We start from the raw sequence: 17251 nt of genomic DNA on the forward strand, positions 1-17251 counted from the left end.
TTAAAATCCTGCATTAATTCCAAAAGTGTAGGTACGTGCCTTTGGATAGCCGGTATAATCAATACCTCTTGATGGCACGTTGTTAATTTGTTTGTTAACGTTAATTTCGGGGTCAAGTCCTTTGTAGCCTGTAATTAAAGCCAGGTTTTGTCCGGTTAAGCTAAACCTAAGCGTTTTAAATATCTTGCTGTTTTTGATAGGGAATGTATAACCAAGGTTAACGTTTGATACACGTAAAAAGTCGCCTTTTTCTAACCAGCGGGTTGATACCTGTCCAGAGTTTAACGCATTTTCGTTAGTGAAAGCTACATCGCGCGATACGTTGTGGCCAGTAAGCAAGCTACCTCTGTAGAAGTAAGCGTTGGCAGTGTTATCATACACGTAGAAACCAGTAACCGCATTTAAGAAAACGCTTAAATTCCAGTTGCCATAAGTAAAGTTATTGGTTAAGCTGGCGGTAAATTTAGGAAGCGCGCTTCCTTGCAAAGTCTGCACGTCAATACCATTAGGGTAAATACCAAAACCATCTTTATCTAACCCGTTGTATTGGGCCACTTTAAATGTGAACAATGGATAGCCGTTTTGGATAACCTGCGAGAACGCACCAGAAAGGCCCTGGCCGTTGATAGCACCTGTTTGTACAACACGACCTGTAAAGTTCTGCACATTGTTTTTCAGGAACGTCATGTTATAATTAACATCCCATTGAAATTTTGAACTTTTAACAGCTTCAAGATTTAAACCAATCTCTAAACCTTTGTTAATAACATTACCTGGTAAGTTAATCCAGATACCTGGAGCTGCTGTAGGTTGCGGGAACGCATTGAAAAACAAAAGGTCTTTAGTGCTTTTGTTAAAGTAATCAATGGTACCTGACAAGCGGCCGCCAACAATTGTGAAATCAATACCGGCGCCGTAAGCAGTGGTTGTTTCCCATTTCAAGTTAGGGTTAGGAAAATAAAGCTGGCTGCTGTTGCCTGCCAAATCTGTTTGGAATACAGACAACGACTGATAAGCAGGGAATTCCTGGTTACCTGTTTTACCGTAATTTAAGCGCAGGCTTAAATCATCAAATAAGCTTTTAGGGGCAAAACTTTCATTAATGATTTTCCATTTAAGTGCTAAAGCCGGGAAAGTAGCATATTTATGGTTCGAACCGAATTTAGATGATCCATCGGTACGTACTGTAGCGGTCAATAAATACTTGTCTTTATAAGAGTAATTTAACCTTGCATAATATGATTGCAGTTCAGACTTGGTTGTATCGCCAAAAAGGGGAAACCTGGTTGTAAAATCATTCATGTTTTTTACCAACACGTTTTTTGTAGAGGTTTGGGTCCTGATATCAATAAGGCTTTTGTTGTTGAATACCTGGTATGAATAACCACCCAAAATAGTAAATGAACTGTTATCGCTCCATTTCTTTTCATAGGTTAAGGTTTGCTCAGTGATCTGGCTGCTCAATTTTACAGTTTGCAAATCGCCCTGGCCAATGCCCGATATTGATGATACTGTTTTGCCCCTAATAGTGGTGCTACTGGTATATCCTTGAATTCTTGGGTCGTAAAACGTGGTGCGTTTTGCCAGCGAATAGTCGTTACCAAAAGTACCACGGTAGCTTAAGCCCTTGGCCAATTTTACAGTGATGCCTATATTGCTAAGTAACCTGTTCACATTGTCGCTGTCATAGGTGTTATTCAACATATCAACCGGGTTAAGGTTGCTGCCATCAAAGTAATAAGTACCATCGGCATTCTTAATCGGATAGGTTGGGTTAAGGCCAATTGTAGCGCCAATTAAACTACCCTGAAAACCAGCATCGTTGGTTACCGGGGCGTATTGGTTTTTCACATTTGAACCAGCCAGCGTAAGGTCTAATTTTACCACATCTTTAAATAACGACTGATTGGCGTTCAAGTGACCGGTTAAACGTTTTAAACCAGATTTTTTGATGATACCATTTTGGTCATCGTAACCAAACGAAGCCCTGTAGGTAAAACCATCTTTAGCACCACCGAAACCAAGGTTCACGGTTTGTGAAACAGCTTTGCGGAAGATCTGATCCTGCCAGTTGGTGTTTGAACCTTTATTAATGGCGTTAGCATCGGCGCCTACACCCGCAACTGCCTTCAAAAAGTCGGGGCCATTCAGGATATCATAACGGCTTGCAGTGGTACTTAATGAAGTATTTTCTGAAAACTGGATACCTTGTCCTTTACGGCCTTTCCTGGTGGTAATTAAAACAACGCCGTTGGCGCCACGTGAACCGTAAATTGCCGAAGCCGAAGCATCCTTCAATATAGAGATATTTTCGATATCGTTAGGGTTCAGGAAAGATAAAGGGTTCCTGGCCGATGACATACCAATCGGGCTTGAACCGCTTGACGCAGCATAGCTATCATTTGATACCGGCACGCCATCAATTACATACAAAGGATCGTTACCGGCCCTGATAGAACCTGTACCGCGGATATTGATTGACGCTCCGGCGCCCGGCTCACCGCTTGACTGTGTTACCGTAACACCGGCAATACGGCCCTGAAGTAATTGATCGGGGGTTGATATAACACCCTTGTTGAAATCTTTGGTACTAAGAGAAGCTACAGAACCTGTTGCATCTTTTACCTTTTGGGTACCATAACCAATTACCACTACTTCGTTTAATGATCTGCTTGAAGTTTCAAGGCTTACATTAATAGATGTGCGGCCATCAAGGTTTACCGTTTGGCCAACGTAGCCGATGTAAGTGAATTTAATTGCGGTAACGTTACCGGCAACAGATAATTTGTAATCACCATCTGCGGTTGTAATGGCGCCACCCGTAGCGCCTACGGCGGTTACCGATACTCCCGGAAGTGCTGATCCATCTTTCTTGTCAGTTACTTTTCCTGTGATTACTTTATTCTGAGCCATTGCTGCGGCCGAGAAAAAGAGAATTACAGCAAAGAAACATACTTTGAGTAAGTGTTTAAATTGCATAATTACTGAGATTTAGTTGAATTGGTTTAATTAACTGGTTTAGACTTTTTGGTTGATAAAATAACCTTTCAAATTAGCGACCGGCATATATTTAAGTATTTTTAGTTGAGACCTTGAGAAAAAAATACTTAGTTAAACGTTAAAAACTCTCGTTTAAAGCCAATTAACATGGCGTTACTAAGAACTTAACTAACAATACCGGCTACTGAAAATGTAATGGTTTATAATATTACACCTGAAAATCTTATGCAATTTAGTTATTAAAGCAGTAGAAAAATGTGATGAAGGACACAAGATTGCTAAAATGTGGATAATTTTAAATTTATATAAACATTTTCGATGTTTTTATTTCTTACTAATCTAATTATCAGCTATTTAAAAAACAATAGCACTATAAAAATATAAAGTTTTTATTACCTCTATTTTAACAAAATCCGGTACTAAATTATCTAAAAATTACTTTTTAAACTTTATAAACGCTTATTGGGGTATCTAAGAATTAGTTGATGTCAAATGGTTTGATATTCATGATGCGTTGCTCAAATTGTTCGGGGTGTAGTGATTTGGCTTTGATGCGCATTTTGTAAACGTAGATGGTATTCACAGAATATTCTAATATTTTTGCAATAGTTTCGTTATCGGAAATACCCATTCTGATAAGCGCGAATATTCTTAAATCGGTATTCAATAACTCGTCCTCCTGCGGCCAAATCTGATCCTTCTCGTCAAACAGGCTGTTAAATACGTTAATAAAGTTTGGAAATATTTTCACAAAAATATGGTCAAAACTATAGTATAAATTCTCGCGCTCTTTTTTAATATCTATATTATTGATGAGGGAGGTAATGGCATCATACTTTTTCATCGAAATTTTGGCTTCGATAGAAACCTTCAGGTTCTCGAGTTTTAGTATATATCCCGAGATCGCTTTAAAAAACTGCCCGATATACTCTTCCTTAATTTTGGCGTCTACCAGCAGCTTGCCGTTTATATCGTTAAGCTGTACATTTTTCCCTTCAATTATCTTTTCCTTGGTTTTTAGTTTTTTAAGCTGTTTTACAATCATCACCAGGAAAAATACTACCAACAATGCCAGGGCAGTTAATGTAAGCAGCAGGATCAGGAAGCGGTTTTTTTGATGTTCGGAGTTATTGAGTTCGGCGGCGGCAATAATCGGTAAAATCGACCCTATTTGTATTTTTCGCTGCCTTGCGCCATAAAAATCGGCGTCTTCTTTGGCCAATTGTATAAAGCTATAAGCATCTTTTATATTACCCTCTTTATATAAAAGGTCGGCCAGGGTATAAAGTGCAACCGTTTCACGTGTAGAAGATTTAATATCGGCTATGGCCGATTGAATCATCAGGTTAATCCCCTCTTCTTTTTGATTATCCTGCAGATAAATCATCCCTAACGAGCAGGAAACCATCGCTCTTAAGTGCATGGTTATCACCATGTCTTTTTCAAGCAGCTTACCAAACCAAACTTTACCCTGAACGTAGTTACGTTCCTGCAGTTTTTGTAAACCCAGCAGGTAATTACGGCTCACAAAATCATCGCCGCAAAAAGATATTGCCGAATCAATAGATTTATTGCCGGCTGTAATGTAACCGGGCGTAAAATACTTATCGTTGCTATAATTAGCTATATCGTAATAACACCTGCCCAAAAAAAAATAATAATCAATTTTGGCCGGGTTCTCCAAAACCTTAACATCAACCTTGTGCAAATAGTCAAAAGCTTCGTGAAACATGCCCGATGATAGCAGGATGAACGCCATTTTTACATAGCTATAATACTCGCCCTGCTTATCGCCCCGCTGCTTACTTAAGGCTATCATCTTATCCACGTAAACATAGGCCGAATCAAACTGGTAACCCTTATACTCGCTGTAAATGCTGTTTAATGTAGAAAACTGAGCGTCATAATCATTTTTGGATAGCCTCGATCTGTATAATTTCAGCTTGTTAATCCGCAACTCTTTAGTATGCTCGTAAGCGCTTTTTTTTCCAATCTCGGTTTTTAATTCTTCAAGTAAATTATTTGTAGTATCAGATGCAAATGTTGACAAAGAAGTTAATAACAATAAGAAACAGAAAAAATACTTCATGCTTATATAATTCAAAGGTTTAAACAAATTGATTAACCAACCCTTCACGGAACAATATTCAGGTAAACTAAATAGCGCCCGGCACAGCTCGTTTTTTACTTTACTACTATGAAATTAAAATTAAGGGTTTATATCTCAAAGATATATAAAGGAGCAGTCTTTATGGCTTACTTTATTAACATTATTAAACCCTACAGGCGTATTGGTAATACCACCACCGCGTACTAAAGCGAGCCACCTTCTACAAGGATGGAGTTAATTTTTATCTCCTGCATACCGGTACTTCCGGCTATGCAGGCCATCATTTTTACAAAAGCGCTTTTTGCCAGTTTAAAGCCGCTGGTTTCAATATAGGTAATTTGCGGATAATAAAATGTGGGCACCTGGCCCTCACTTATTGCTATAATACCTATATCATCAGGCACCCTTAACTGTGAGGTTTGTACAGCTTTCATTACCCCTATCAATATCTCGTCGCTCATGCAAAATATGGCATCGGCCTGCTGCCGGACTAACGTACTCATCACAACCTCAAAAGATTCATTTATTGAGCCTGCGTGATGAATCGCTAACCTAACTTCGGGATCAGCCCCCTGTATCGTTTCGGTAAAAGCAGATAACCTTTTTTTGGTGATGGATAGCTCCTCATTTCCAAAAATGCCCAGAATATTTTGTTTGTTTTTAGCTATCAGTGTTTTGGCTGCTATGGTTGCCGCCATTACATCATCAACACATATTTTAATACAGCTTTCGGCCGCGGGTACCTTATCAAAAAAAACAATGGGGATAGGATGATCGCCTTGCTTAAAAAAACTGCTGATATCTGTAGTTTTGGTAGTTACCGAGATAAATATACCCGAAACCCTCCCCTGCCTGCATCGTTTCAGGTTTTGCTGCTCTACCAGCGGATCGTCGCCAGATTGCAGCATCATTAACGAATAACCATACAACCTCACCTCTTCTTCGAGCGAGCTGATGAATGATTGGTAAAAATCATTGGCTATTGTTGGTATAATTACCGCCAATTCCTTGCTTTGGTTGGTCCGCAGGTTAATTGCGTAGGTATTAGGCTCGTATTCTGCAACGGCAGCAAGTTCCTTAACCTTTTGCCTGGTTTCTTTTGAGATGTCCGGATGGTCTTTAAGTGCCCGCGAAACTGTTGAGATACTTAAATTAAGCATTTCGGCAAGTTTTTTCAAAGTTATATCGGGCATAGCATTGGCTGTTGGTAATCGGTTATTAAAAGTAGTATATTTTTTTGTTTCAATTCATGTGCCTGCTTTAAACAGTTATGCTAACTGTTAATATCCTGTTAAACAAAGTCCGTACCCGGGCTGTCGTTACATTCATCCGGCGCTTATGGCCGGCATTTCCTAACTATTTTTCAACAACAAACATTATCGCAAACGTTTGCAGGGTTTTGCGAACCTTATTTTGTTTGCCGTGCGTATAAAACGTGAAAGCTAAACCCTACTTTTAGCAAAGTATTCCCAATTATAACCTGTTATTTTTTTTTGCCAGCTAAAATTACCGAAGACATGAGCATATATCATACTGCCTCCGTTTTTTCATTTTTTTGCTATACGTACCTTTTAGAAATAAGCGGGACATCTTTTTTAAAAGATATTCCTGCGCTTATGCTTCATGTGCCGCAAATAAATACCGGTATGGCTATTGCTTTGGCAATATCAGTATTGATATCGGTTACCTGTATATCCAGAGTTTTTACATTATCAAAGCAAACAAAGCTGCAGCAGGATATTATTGCGGACCAGCAATCAAGGTTACATAGTTTAAATACCATAATAGAGCAGAACGGCCAAAGTAAAGCCGACCATATAGGCTACTTTGTTTGCCTGGTATCGGACTATATTACCAAATTTGAAAAACTGCACCGAAGCATAAAACGCTATACCGATGTAAAAACTTACCGGGATATACTTCCATTTTTCAACGAAACAGACATTAAACAGGAACGCAAATCGCTTTGCCGCGACTTTGACAAATATTTTTTAAAAGCCTTCCCTAATTTTGTTATGGAATTTAACGCGATGCTGAAAAAGGAAGACCAGATATGGCCAAAACGCATCGGGCAGTTAAATACCGAACTGCGCATTTTTGCCCTCATGAAACTTGGCATTACCGATTGTGAAATTATAGCCGGCATTTTAGAATATTCGGCCAATACCATCTACGTTTATAAAATGCGCGTTAAGGCCAGGCTTAATATGCCTGCCGATGACACGGATGGGGTTACTTTGTTTAAAGCTTCATTTAATGAAGCCGGCCGTTATGTGAAATCAGCTTAAATATGCTATACTTTCTTAACTCATCACAATTTAACAACCATCCATGTCCGTTTTAAAACCCCGTTTAAGTTTCTGGCAAATCATTAACATGAATGTCGGTTTTTTTGGCATCCAGTATAGTTTCGGGCTTCAGCAAACGGCTATAAATCCCCTATATACCTTTCTACACGCCAGGCCCGAAGACCTGCCGCTGCTCAATTTAGCAGGGCCAATGACAGGTTTGCTCATCCAGCCACTTATTGGCGCCTTAAGCGACAGGACATGGCACCCGCGCTGGGGCCGGCGTAAGCCTTTCTTTTTAATAGGAGCCATTTTTTGCAGCCTTTGCCTGTTTGCGTTTCCCTTTAGCCGGGCGCTATGGATGGCTGTTGGCTTACTATGGATATTAGACGCAGCCAATAATACGGCCATGGAACCTTACCGGGCCTTTATTGCCGATAAACTGCCCGAAAAGCAACGGGCCTTTGGCTTTTTAACACAAAGTTTTTTTACTGGCCTGGGTATTACCCTGGCCAACTTATCGCTTGGTTTTTTTAAAAACATTATATCGGGCAGTACAAAAACCAGCGACGGGCAGTCGGGTATCCCCTACTGGGTTTTCGGGTCGTTTTTTGTGGGCGCCATATGCTCTATCGTTTCGGTCATCTGGTCGGTAACCACTACGCCCGAGATCCCGCCTACCGAAGCGGAATTGGCCGAACTAAGGCGCAGGAAGAGAGGCCTTTTTGAACCGGTAAAAGAAATTTTTGCGGCCATTAAAGATATGCCCGGCGTTATGTGGAAACTGGCATTGGTATACCTGTTTCAATGGTATGCCATGTTTTGTTACTGGCAGTTTGTATCGTTAAGCATAGCTAAATCGGTATTTCATACCACGCCCGACGGCAACAAAGAGTTGTATGAGCAGGCCGTAGTATGGGCCGGCAAAGTAAACGGATTTTATAATATAGTTACCTTTTGTTCGGCATTTGGCCTGGTTTGGCTCGCGCACAAGTTCAGCGCCAAATATGTGCATATCGGCTGCCTGCTCATGGCCGGTGCCGCTTTGCTGATATTCCCGCACCTTACCGACAGAAATTTGCTATTTGCGCCAATGGTGGGCTTTGGTATAGCCTGGGCCAGCATGATGGGCGTACCCTACATTATGGTAATAGGCAGCATCCCCAAAGAGCGGTATGGCGTTTACATGGGCATCATCAACATGATGATTGTTGTACCTATGATATTACAAACCATTAGCTTTGGCTTTATTTATAAAAATTTCCTGGGCGATAACCCCTTAAATGCCATCACTTTTGCAGGAGTATTGTTATTAATTGCAGCCGCAGCAACCATACGCATTAAAAAAGATAAAATAACAGATGATGTAATAGTGCCCGCCGGAGCTGTGCATTAACCACATGGATAACATCTTTTATGGATCTGTGACGTATAATATCGTGGACAAAATTAACAGAAGCTAATTCATGAAATTAAAGCGGATTCCACAAACCCAATGCTTGAAAAACAACATAGAAACCGTTTTTATTTATGGGTAAACAGTACAAATTTACATGCTTGCTTTTATATTTAAAAACCGCTCTTTATTCATCCATAAATAGTTAAAAATAAGGTAATTAAATTCAATTTTTAAACAAAAAAACGCAGTTTATTTCAAAAATAATACAAGTAATTTCAAAAAAATAAAATGGAGGTTTTTTGCGCAAAATTTCCGAAAAAGCAGCCTGAAAAATCGGGTATCTGCCCGGTTCGCTATCGCGCCGTTGTTGTGGCCCGGGGTAAAAATTAAACAAGGCCAATAAAATGATTAAAAATGGTTAACCATACCATCGGTCATAGAACTTCTTTTATCAACCCATTTTTGGATAAAAATTATAATCGTGTACAACCATCAATTACATCAGCAGGTTAACAGTATTTTAAACCAATACAATATTGACATTGCCGGTACCGACAACGCATTTTATATACGGCTGATGACCAGTGCCGATACCATACAAGACCTTTATCAGGAGATCTACGGCAACCACGCGGCCGCTGCACCTGTATTTGAACAACTGTTCTTAAATATCATCAAAGCCTATTCAAAAAGGCCGGCGGCGTTTAAAAATAAAGATGAAGCAAAAGCTGCAGAGGGCAACTGGTTTTTAAGCAACCAAATTACCGGCATGAGTTTATATGTCGACAGGTTTTGCGGCACATTAGGCAACCTTGGCAATAAACTGGCCCATTTTGAAAAACTGGGTGTAAACTTTTTGCACCTGATGCCCCTGTTTGAAAGCCCGCCCGCTGCAAGCGATGGCGGGTACGCGGTATCCGATTTCAGGAAGATAGATGAGCGGTTTGGATCATTGGCCGATTTAAAACGGTTGCGCCGGAAGATGGACGCCAAACAAATGTACCTCATGACGGATATTGTACTTAACCATACATCCAACCAGCATGAATGGGCGCTAAAGGCAAAAAATGGCGACCCTAAATACCAGGATTATTTTTATATGTATGATGACAGGGCAATTCCCGATCAATACGACCAAAGCATGCCCGAGATTTTCCCGGAAAGTTCGCCCGGAAACTTTACTTACGTACCGGAGTGTAATAAATGGGTAATGACCGTGTTCCACCACTACCAGTGGGACTTAAATTATACCAACCCCGCTGTGTTCCTGGAGATGCTGGATATCGTATTTTTTTACGCCAACCTGGGTGTAGATCTTCTGCGGATTGACGCGCCCGCGTTCATCTGGAAGCAACTGGGTACCAATTGCCAAAACCTGCCGCAGGCACATGCCTTGTTGCGCCTTATTAAGCAATGCGTATTGGTAGCCTCGCCCGGGATGGCGCTGCTTGGCGAAGCTATTGTGGCCCCGGCCGAGATTATGAAATACTTTGGCAGCGGCCGGTTTGCCGCCAAAGAATGTGATTTTGCCTACAATGCCACCCAAATGGCGCTACAATGGGATATGCTGGCCACCGGCGACACCCGTGTAATGCTTGCCGCGCAAAACCAATTGCAACAAAAACCATACGGCGCCTCGTGGATTACCTATACCAGGTGCCATGACGATATTGGTTTAGGTTACGATGATGAAATGATCAGGAGGGCGGGCTACGATCCCTATCGCCATCGCCGGTTTTTGCAGGATTATTACACAGGTAATTTTGTATCGAGCCCATCGGCAGGCGCTTTATTTTCGGCGAACCCCCAAACGGGCGATGCCCGTATCAGCGGTTCGCTGGCTTCATTATGCGGCCTTGAAAAGGCAATACAACGTAACGATACAGGTGCAATAAACACCGCCGTTCAAAAAATTTTACTGATGCAGGCGCACAGCTTTTTTCTTGGTGGCATACCCATGATTTTTTACGGCGATGAGGCCGGCTATACTAACGACTATTCGTACTTAACCGATGAGGCTAAAAGTTATGATAACCGGTGGATGCACCGCCCGGTGATTGACTGGCACAAAAATGAATTGATAAACACCCCCGGAACAGTTGAAAATATTATTTTTTCGGGCACCCAAAAGCTAATCGCCATCCGCAAAAAAATACCAGCCTTGGCCGATCATAATAACCTGACTTGGTTTAAGCCATATAACATTCATGTGGCGGGCTACGCCAGGACTTATGAAAACAAAACCTTTTACGGGATATTTAATTTCAGTAATGAGGTATGCTATCTCGCATGGGAAGCCTTTGGGTTAAATGAGGGTATTACAACACCGTTAACCGACCATTGGACCGGCAATGAATACGAAATTGCCAATAGTGGCGGATACCTGATTATTGAGCCCTTCGGTTTTCATTTAATGGAGGTTTTATAACCCAGATCCAACAATATTTTTGGTAGCTATTGGGTGAACCATGTTTCACCCATTACCCCTTTTGATTTTGTAGCACATATCATTTTGTGCCGTGACCATCGTCATACTTTTGGCCGGGTGCTTTAGCCAACTTTACTCCCGGTTAAAACGGCAAAAAATGAAAACATTATTAATTCCTACCGATTTTTCGGCCAATGCCAGGCATGCTGCCGAATACGGCTATTACCTGGCCAAACAGATGAGAGCTAATGTATTACTGTGCAATGCGGTAATTGTACCGGCAGAAATGCCGCAAACAGGATTTACAAGCTGCATGGCGGAAGAAAGCGAATTATTGATAGATGACAGTACCGATGAGTTACAACGCCTGAAAGCCCATCTCGAACTTACCGACCAAACCGATAGCTTCAGGCCCGAAGTGGGTTATGTAAATGAAGCTGGCCGGGTTACCAATGTAGTGAACACCCACAGCGCAGCTGCCCACGTTGGCCTGGTTGTGATAGGGCAACATAGCAACAGCTCTTTAAGTAGTTTTTTGTTAGGAAACCATTCCGGTGCCCTAATTGACGCTGCCAAAAAACCACTGTTAATCGTTCCGCCGCAGGCGCGCGTGCAAATAGTGAAAAAGATTGCCTTTGCTACTGATTTTAACAAGATTGGGAATGACCTTAAATCAATATATGAATTAATAGCATTGGCCAGGCCGCTCAAAGCCGAAATTCTGCTTACGCACGTTTATACCGGCAAGCATGATGCTGCGGTTATGCAACCATTGACAGACCTCTTGATGACCGAGCTATCTAACAAAGCTGATTATCCCCACATTTATTACCGCGCGCTGGAGGACACCGATGCCGAAAAAGGCCTTACCTGGCTATGTGAACACGGGCAGGTAGATATCCTGGCCATGAACCATGGCCCTTATAGCGTTATCGGCGATATTCTTAACCTAAGTCATACAAAAAAAATGGCTGCCCACCTTTCTGTTCCACTACTGGTTTTCCAGGCATAGTTGATGGGGCCTTTTTGGTATTTATGCTTGCCAACCTGTAAGGCAGGGATTACCAGTACCTTAAATGACACAATTTTAAGTATCTGTTTATCACATTAATAAGTAACATCATCGCGAGGAACCCATCAGCTCAGCTGGTAAAAACAGTAATGACATGGCTGCAAATGGGGTTCTGTAGAGACGCATAATTGCGTCTCCCCCGTGCAAATCACACATGCCAGTCATGGGTAGTTATCAAATTTAGGTAAACTCTGAAGGAGGAATGACATTCAAAAATAAAAGACTGTCATGCTGAGTGGTAAAATTTCGCGAAATTCTGAAGGTGAAATGACATTCAAAAATAAAAGACTGTCATGCTGAGTGGTAAAATTTCGCGAAATTCTGAAGGGAGAATGACATACAATAAGAGAACTGTCATCCTGAACGTAGTGAAGGATCTATTCGCGAACTTTTCCGTCGGCTATGCAGGTCGGTTAACAGATTTTTCACTTCGTTCAAGAGGTAGTTCTTCACTCCGTTCAGAATGACAGAGGGGCTATTTATAACATGTCATGGGTAGGAACGAAGCATCTATTCGCGAACTTTTCTATCGGTCATGCACAGCTGATAGATCCTTCGTTCCTCAGGATGACAGGGAAATTAACTATGTCATAGGTAGTGGCAAATCCGCGGATTCTGAAGGAGGAATGACGTATATCGCATAGCGGCGAGTCGACTCACCCCAACGAGGCCGCGCCCATCTGCCCCTCCTCCGCTTCGCGCATAGGGGGCGAAAGATAAAAAATTGAGGTTACCCTCTTCGCGGCGCAGCCGGAGAGAAGATGGTCGGCCGTAACCCGACCGGGTGAGTCGCCGCCAGCGTTCAAGCGAACGTTTGTGTAAAACCATTCAAAACATTTCAAAGGCCGCCGAGTTGTACCTAAGGATATGATATACATCACTATTTATGGTCATGAGCGTCATTCCGCGAGCCGGTAGTAAGCTATAGCTTTGCATTGTAGTCCATTTAAAACTGCATGATAAAAACAAGTATGGCGGTCTCCTTAAATACTTTTCTATTAACCATTAATTGCGGTTCGTCCAGCCTTAAATTTAGTTTGTACCATACAGGTTCGCTGCAGCAGGAGTTATCGGGCAGTGTTGATGCTATTGGCAGTACAGCAAGTAAACTGGTTATAACCAATCAGCAAAAATCGCTGCCCGGCCAGGCCGGCGGATTTAAAAACCTGGATACAGCGGTAAAAGCGGTGATCCGTTGGGTTAAAAAAAGCCCATACAACGATAGGCTGTTGGCCATAGGGCACCGGCTGGTGCAGGGCGGGCCAAACCACAGGGCGCCGCAACTCATAACAGACGATTTACTGAAAACCCTGCATCAATTTATTTACCTGGCACCTAACCACCTGCCCGATGAAATAAAAGCTATCAAGACTTTTCAAAAAGCTTTTGCGCAGTTACCACAGGTAGCCTGCTTTGATACAGCCTTCCACGCTGATATGCCGGATGAAGCTAAATATTACCCCCTGCCCGATAAATACCGCGCACAAGGCCTGCTGCATTATGGCTTTCACGGCCTTTCATATGAATACATTATGCAGAAACTGGCTGCCGATGGTGTAAAGGTAAAAGAGCAAAAAATAATTATAGCTCATTTGGGCAACGGTGCAAGCATGGCCGCGGTAAAAAATGGGACCAGTGTAGAAACTACTATGGGCCTTAGCCCTATTGGCGGGCTGGTAATGGGTACCCGTTCCGGCGATCTTGACCCCGGTGTATTATTGTTCCTGCTGAAACAAGGACGATTAACAGCCACGCAGCTTGATACCTTACTCAGCAAACAATCGGGGCTAAAGGCCATTGCCGGCAAAAGTGATGTGCAGGAATTACTGGGCCTTGCAGCCCATGATGCCAAAGCCCACGCTGCAATTACCACATTTTGTTACCAGGCGCGCAAGTTCATCGGTTCGCTGGCTGCGGCGATGGGTGGTTTAGACCTGCTGGTTTTTGCCGGCGGCATAGGCGAACATTCGGCCGTTATCCGCGAACTGATTTGCCGCGACCTGGATTTTTTAGGCATCCGCATCGACGAAAAACTGAACGACCATCATAACAAAAACATCTCGTCGCCAACAGGCAAGGTCAAGGTTATGGTACTAAAAACTAATGAAGAAGCAATGATTGCAAAACATACACAAACTATTATTTTAAAATAAAACTCACCATGGAAACCGAAATTTTAGATATAGAACAGGCTGAATTATCGCCCGAACTATTAAGAAAAATACACGCCTACTGGCGCGCTGCAAATTACATATCGGTGGGGCAATTGTACCTGCACCACAACCCCTTGCTAAAAGAACCGCTTAAGCTGGAGCATGTAAAAAACATGCTGCTGGGGCATTGGGGCACTACACCGGGGCAAAACTTTATTTATACGCACCTAAACCGTATCATCAATAAATACGATCTGAATATGATCTATGTTTCTGGTCCGGGGCATGGTGGCCCGGCTGTTGTTGCCGGCACCTACCTGGAAGGAACATATACAGAAGTTTATCCGGATATTACCCAGGATGAAGACGGCCTGCGGAAACTGTTCACCCGGTTTTCATATCCCGGCGGCATATCCAGCCACGCTTCGCCGCAAACACCGGGCTCTATCCACGAAGGTGGCGAACTGGGCTATTCCTTAAGCCATTCGTTCGGCGCTGTGCTGGATAATCCCGACCTGGTGGTTGCCTGTGTTGTAGGCGATGGCGAAGCTGAAACCGGCCCTTTGGCAACAGCCTGGCACTCCAATAAATTCCTGAACCCGCTTACCGACGGAACTGTATTGCCTATACTGCACCTGAACGGTTATAAGATCTCGAACCCAACGGTTTTAGCCCGCATCACCCATGAAGAGTTGGAGCAACTATTCCGCGGCTACGGCTGGAACCCCATTTTTGTGGAAGGCGAAGACCCTGAGCAAATGCACAAGGACATGGCCGCCGCGCTTGACTACGCGGTTGACCGCATTAAACAAATAAAATATGATGCCGGGCAACCCAATACCAAACGCCCGCGCTGGCCGATGATCGTGTTACGGTCGCCCAAAGGCTGGACGGGGCCAAAGGAAGTGGATGGTCATAAAATTGAAGGTAACTTCCGTTCGCACCAGATCCCGCTGGCAGTTTCCGCTTCGGCACCGCCCGAACATTTACAAATGCTGGAAGACTGGATGAAAAGTTACCATCCGGAAGAATTATTTGACGAACAGGGCAAACTGGTGCCCGAACTGGCCGAACTTGCCCCGAAAGGCGACCGGCGGATGGGGGCCAATCCGCATACCAATGGCGGCAATTTACTGCGCGACCTGCGCCTGCCCGATTTCAGGGATTATGCGACCACGGTAGAAAGTCCCGGCGCTAATGGCGAAGGTGATACTTACGTAAGCGGCCGCTTTTTGCGCGATGTGATCAAGGCGAACCAGGAAAAGCGAAACTTCAGGATCTTTGGCCCCGATGAAACGGTATCAAACCGGCTGGATGCTGTGTTTGAAGTAACCAACCGCCAGTGGGACGCACCAATAATTCCGTACGATGAATTCCTGGCAGCAGACGGCAGCGTAATGGAAATGCTGAGCGAGCACCAATGCGAAGGCTGGCTGGAAGGCTACCTGCTTACCGGAAGGCATGGCCTGTTTAATTGTTACGAAGCCTTTATCCATATTGTCGATTCGATGTTTAACCAGCATGCCAAATGGTTAAAAACAACACTCGAACTGCCCTGGCGCAGGCGCATAGCATCGCTTAATATTTTATTAACATCTACCGTTTGGCGGCAGGACCATAATGGCTTCACCCACCAGGACCCCGGCTTTATTGACCATGTGGTGAACAAAAAGGCCAACATTGTGCGGGTTTATTTACCGCCCGATGCCAATTGCCTGTTATCGGTAATGGACCATTGCCTGCGCAGCTATCATTATGTAAATGTTATCGTAGCCGGCAAACACCCAGCGCCGCAATGGCTTAATATGCAACAGGCGGTTGAGCATTGTACCCGCGGCATTGGCATCTGGGATTTTGCCAGCAACGACCGGGAAGCCGAACCTGATGTGGTAATGGCCTGCAGCGGCGATGTGCCAACTTTAGAAACCCTGGCCGCGGTTTCGATTTTGAGGGAACACCTGCCTGAACTAAAAATAAGGGTTGTTAACGTTGTAGACCTGTTTAAACTTCAAAAAAGCACCGAACATACCCACGGCCTCAGCGATAAGGATTATGACGCGTTGTTCACCATTGATAAACCCGTGGTATTTGCTTTTCATGGTTACCCATGGCTGGTACACCGCTTAACCTATAACCGCGCCAATAATGCTAATATGCATGTGCGGGGTTATAAAGAAGAAGGCACTATCACCACATCTTTCGACATGACCGTACTTAACGAAATGGACCGTTTTCACCTGGTGATGGATGTTATTGACCGCCTGCCGCAAACAGGCAGCAAAGGCGTTTATCTAAAACAACAACTAACAGATAAGCTAACGCAGCACAAACAATACATTAAAGCCAACGGCAAGGATATGCCCGAAATACTTAACTGGAAATGGAAACAATAGCGCAAGAGGTAGTTGTAAGGCCCGATATGCACACCTATTACCGCAGCTATCGCGTTGATAAAAACGACACCGGGATAAAAGTGGTATCGGCAAATGATTTTAAGCCGGTACCTTCCTTATTTGTTTACAGTAAATATGCGGTTTATACTTTACAGGACGGTTATCGCCTATATTATCAAACCACCAGTTTGGTAAACGCCATGAAAAAAGCCAAGGAGGGCGCGCTGGCCTGCATAAACGCTTACATTAAGCAAGGCGAGGCCGGTATGGCAGCATTATTGCAATACCGGATGGACCATTATGAAGATTTGCACATAAACCTTGTTGATGCAAATATTCAATTGGTTGAACGTAAAATAACAGAGGACAGATGTTTTAAATGGACACCTTATAGGATTAAAAGTTAAA

At 43.2% G+C, this 17251-nt stretch carries 10 protein-coding genes; 7 read left to right on the plus strand and 3 right to left on the minus strand.

Annotation, left to right across the window (positions count from 1 at the left end):
- The 3 genes from AC1RM2_RS03965 to AC1RM2_RS03975 all read right to left on the minus strand — a co-directional run bounded on the left by AC1RM2_RS03965 (position 1) and on the right by AC1RM2_RS03975 (position 6303).
- Positions 1-2979 carry a SusC/RagA family TonB-linked outer membrane protein gene (locus AC1RM2_RS03965; RefSeq protein ID WP_492983602.1) on the minus strand — a complete coding sequence of 993 codons (2979 nt, stop codon included), beginning with the start codon at positions 2977-2979 and terminating at the stop codon, positions 1-3.
- Between the two features lie 499 nt (positions 2980-3478).
- Positions 3479-5089, minus strand: coding sequence for a SusR family glycan utilization regulator (gene susR / locus AC1RM2_RS03970; RefSeq protein ID WP_492983604.1), 1611 nt, complete (start codon positions 5087-5089; stop codon positions 3479-3481).
- Between the two features lie 224 nt (positions 5090-5313).
- Positions 5314-6303: a LacI family DNA-binding transcriptional regulator gene (locus tag AC1RM2_RS03975; protein ID WP_492983605.1), complete on the minus strand. Its 990-nt coding sequence runs from the start codon at positions 6301-6303 to the stop codon at positions 5314-5316.
- A 324-nt stretch (positions 6304-6627) separates the two neighbouring features.
- On the opposite strand from AC1RM2_RS03975, the gene AC1RM2_RS03980 reads away from it, so the two are divergent.
- The 7 genes from AC1RM2_RS03980 (at position 6628) to AC1RM2_RS04010 (ending at position 17250) form a co-directional block, all read left to right on the plus strand.
- Entirely contained in the window at positions 6628-7398 is a 771-nt protein-coding gene (locus tag AC1RM2_RS03980) for a DUF6377 domain-containing protein (RefSeq protein ID WP_492983606.1), read from the plus strand.
- A 43-nt stretch (positions 7399-7441) separates the two neighbouring features.
- Positions 7442-8794 (plus strand): MFS transporter, encoded by a 1353-nt coding sequence (locus AC1RM2_RS03985; RefSeq protein WP_492983607.1) that lies wholly within the window; start codon positions 7442-7444, stop codon positions 8792-8794.
- Positions 8795-9278: 484 nt separating this feature from the next.
- Positions 9279-11225: an alpha-amylase family protein gene (locus tag AC1RM2_RS03990; RefSeq protein WP_492983608.1), complete on the plus strand. Its 1947-nt coding sequence runs from the start codon at positions 9279-9281 to the stop codon at positions 11223-11225.
- A gap of 157 nt (positions 11226-11382) precedes the next feature.
- On the plus strand, positions 11383-12237 hold the full coding sequence (locus AC1RM2_RS03995; RefSeq protein ID WP_492983610.1) for a universal stress protein: 855 nt from the start codon (positions 11383-11385) through the stop codon (positions 12235-12237).
- Between the two features lie 1016 nt (positions 12238-13253).
- Positions 13254-14450, plus strand: coding sequence for an acetate/propionate family kinase (locus AC1RM2_RS04000; RefSeq protein ID WP_492983612.1), 1197 nt, complete (start codon positions 13254-13256; stop codon positions 14448-14450).
- Between the two features lie 8 nt (positions 14451-14458).
- Positions 14459-16843, plus strand: a complete 2385-nt coding sequence (locus AC1RM2_RS04005; RefSeq protein WP_492983614.1) for a phosphoketolase family protein — start codon at positions 14459-14461, stop codon at positions 16841-16843.
- Positions 16831-17250: a hypothetical protein gene (locus AC1RM2_RS04010; RefSeq protein WP_492983616.1), complete on the plus strand. Its 420-nt coding sequence runs from the start codon at positions 16831-16833 to the stop codon at positions 17248-17250. The genes AC1RM2_RS04005 and AC1RM2_RS04010 overlap by 13 nt, the downstream gene beginning before the upstream one ends.
- Position 17251: the final 1 nt, after the last annotated feature.

It is taken from the genome of Mucilaginibacter sp. GW822-FHT03E02 (genome assembly GCF_058801545.1).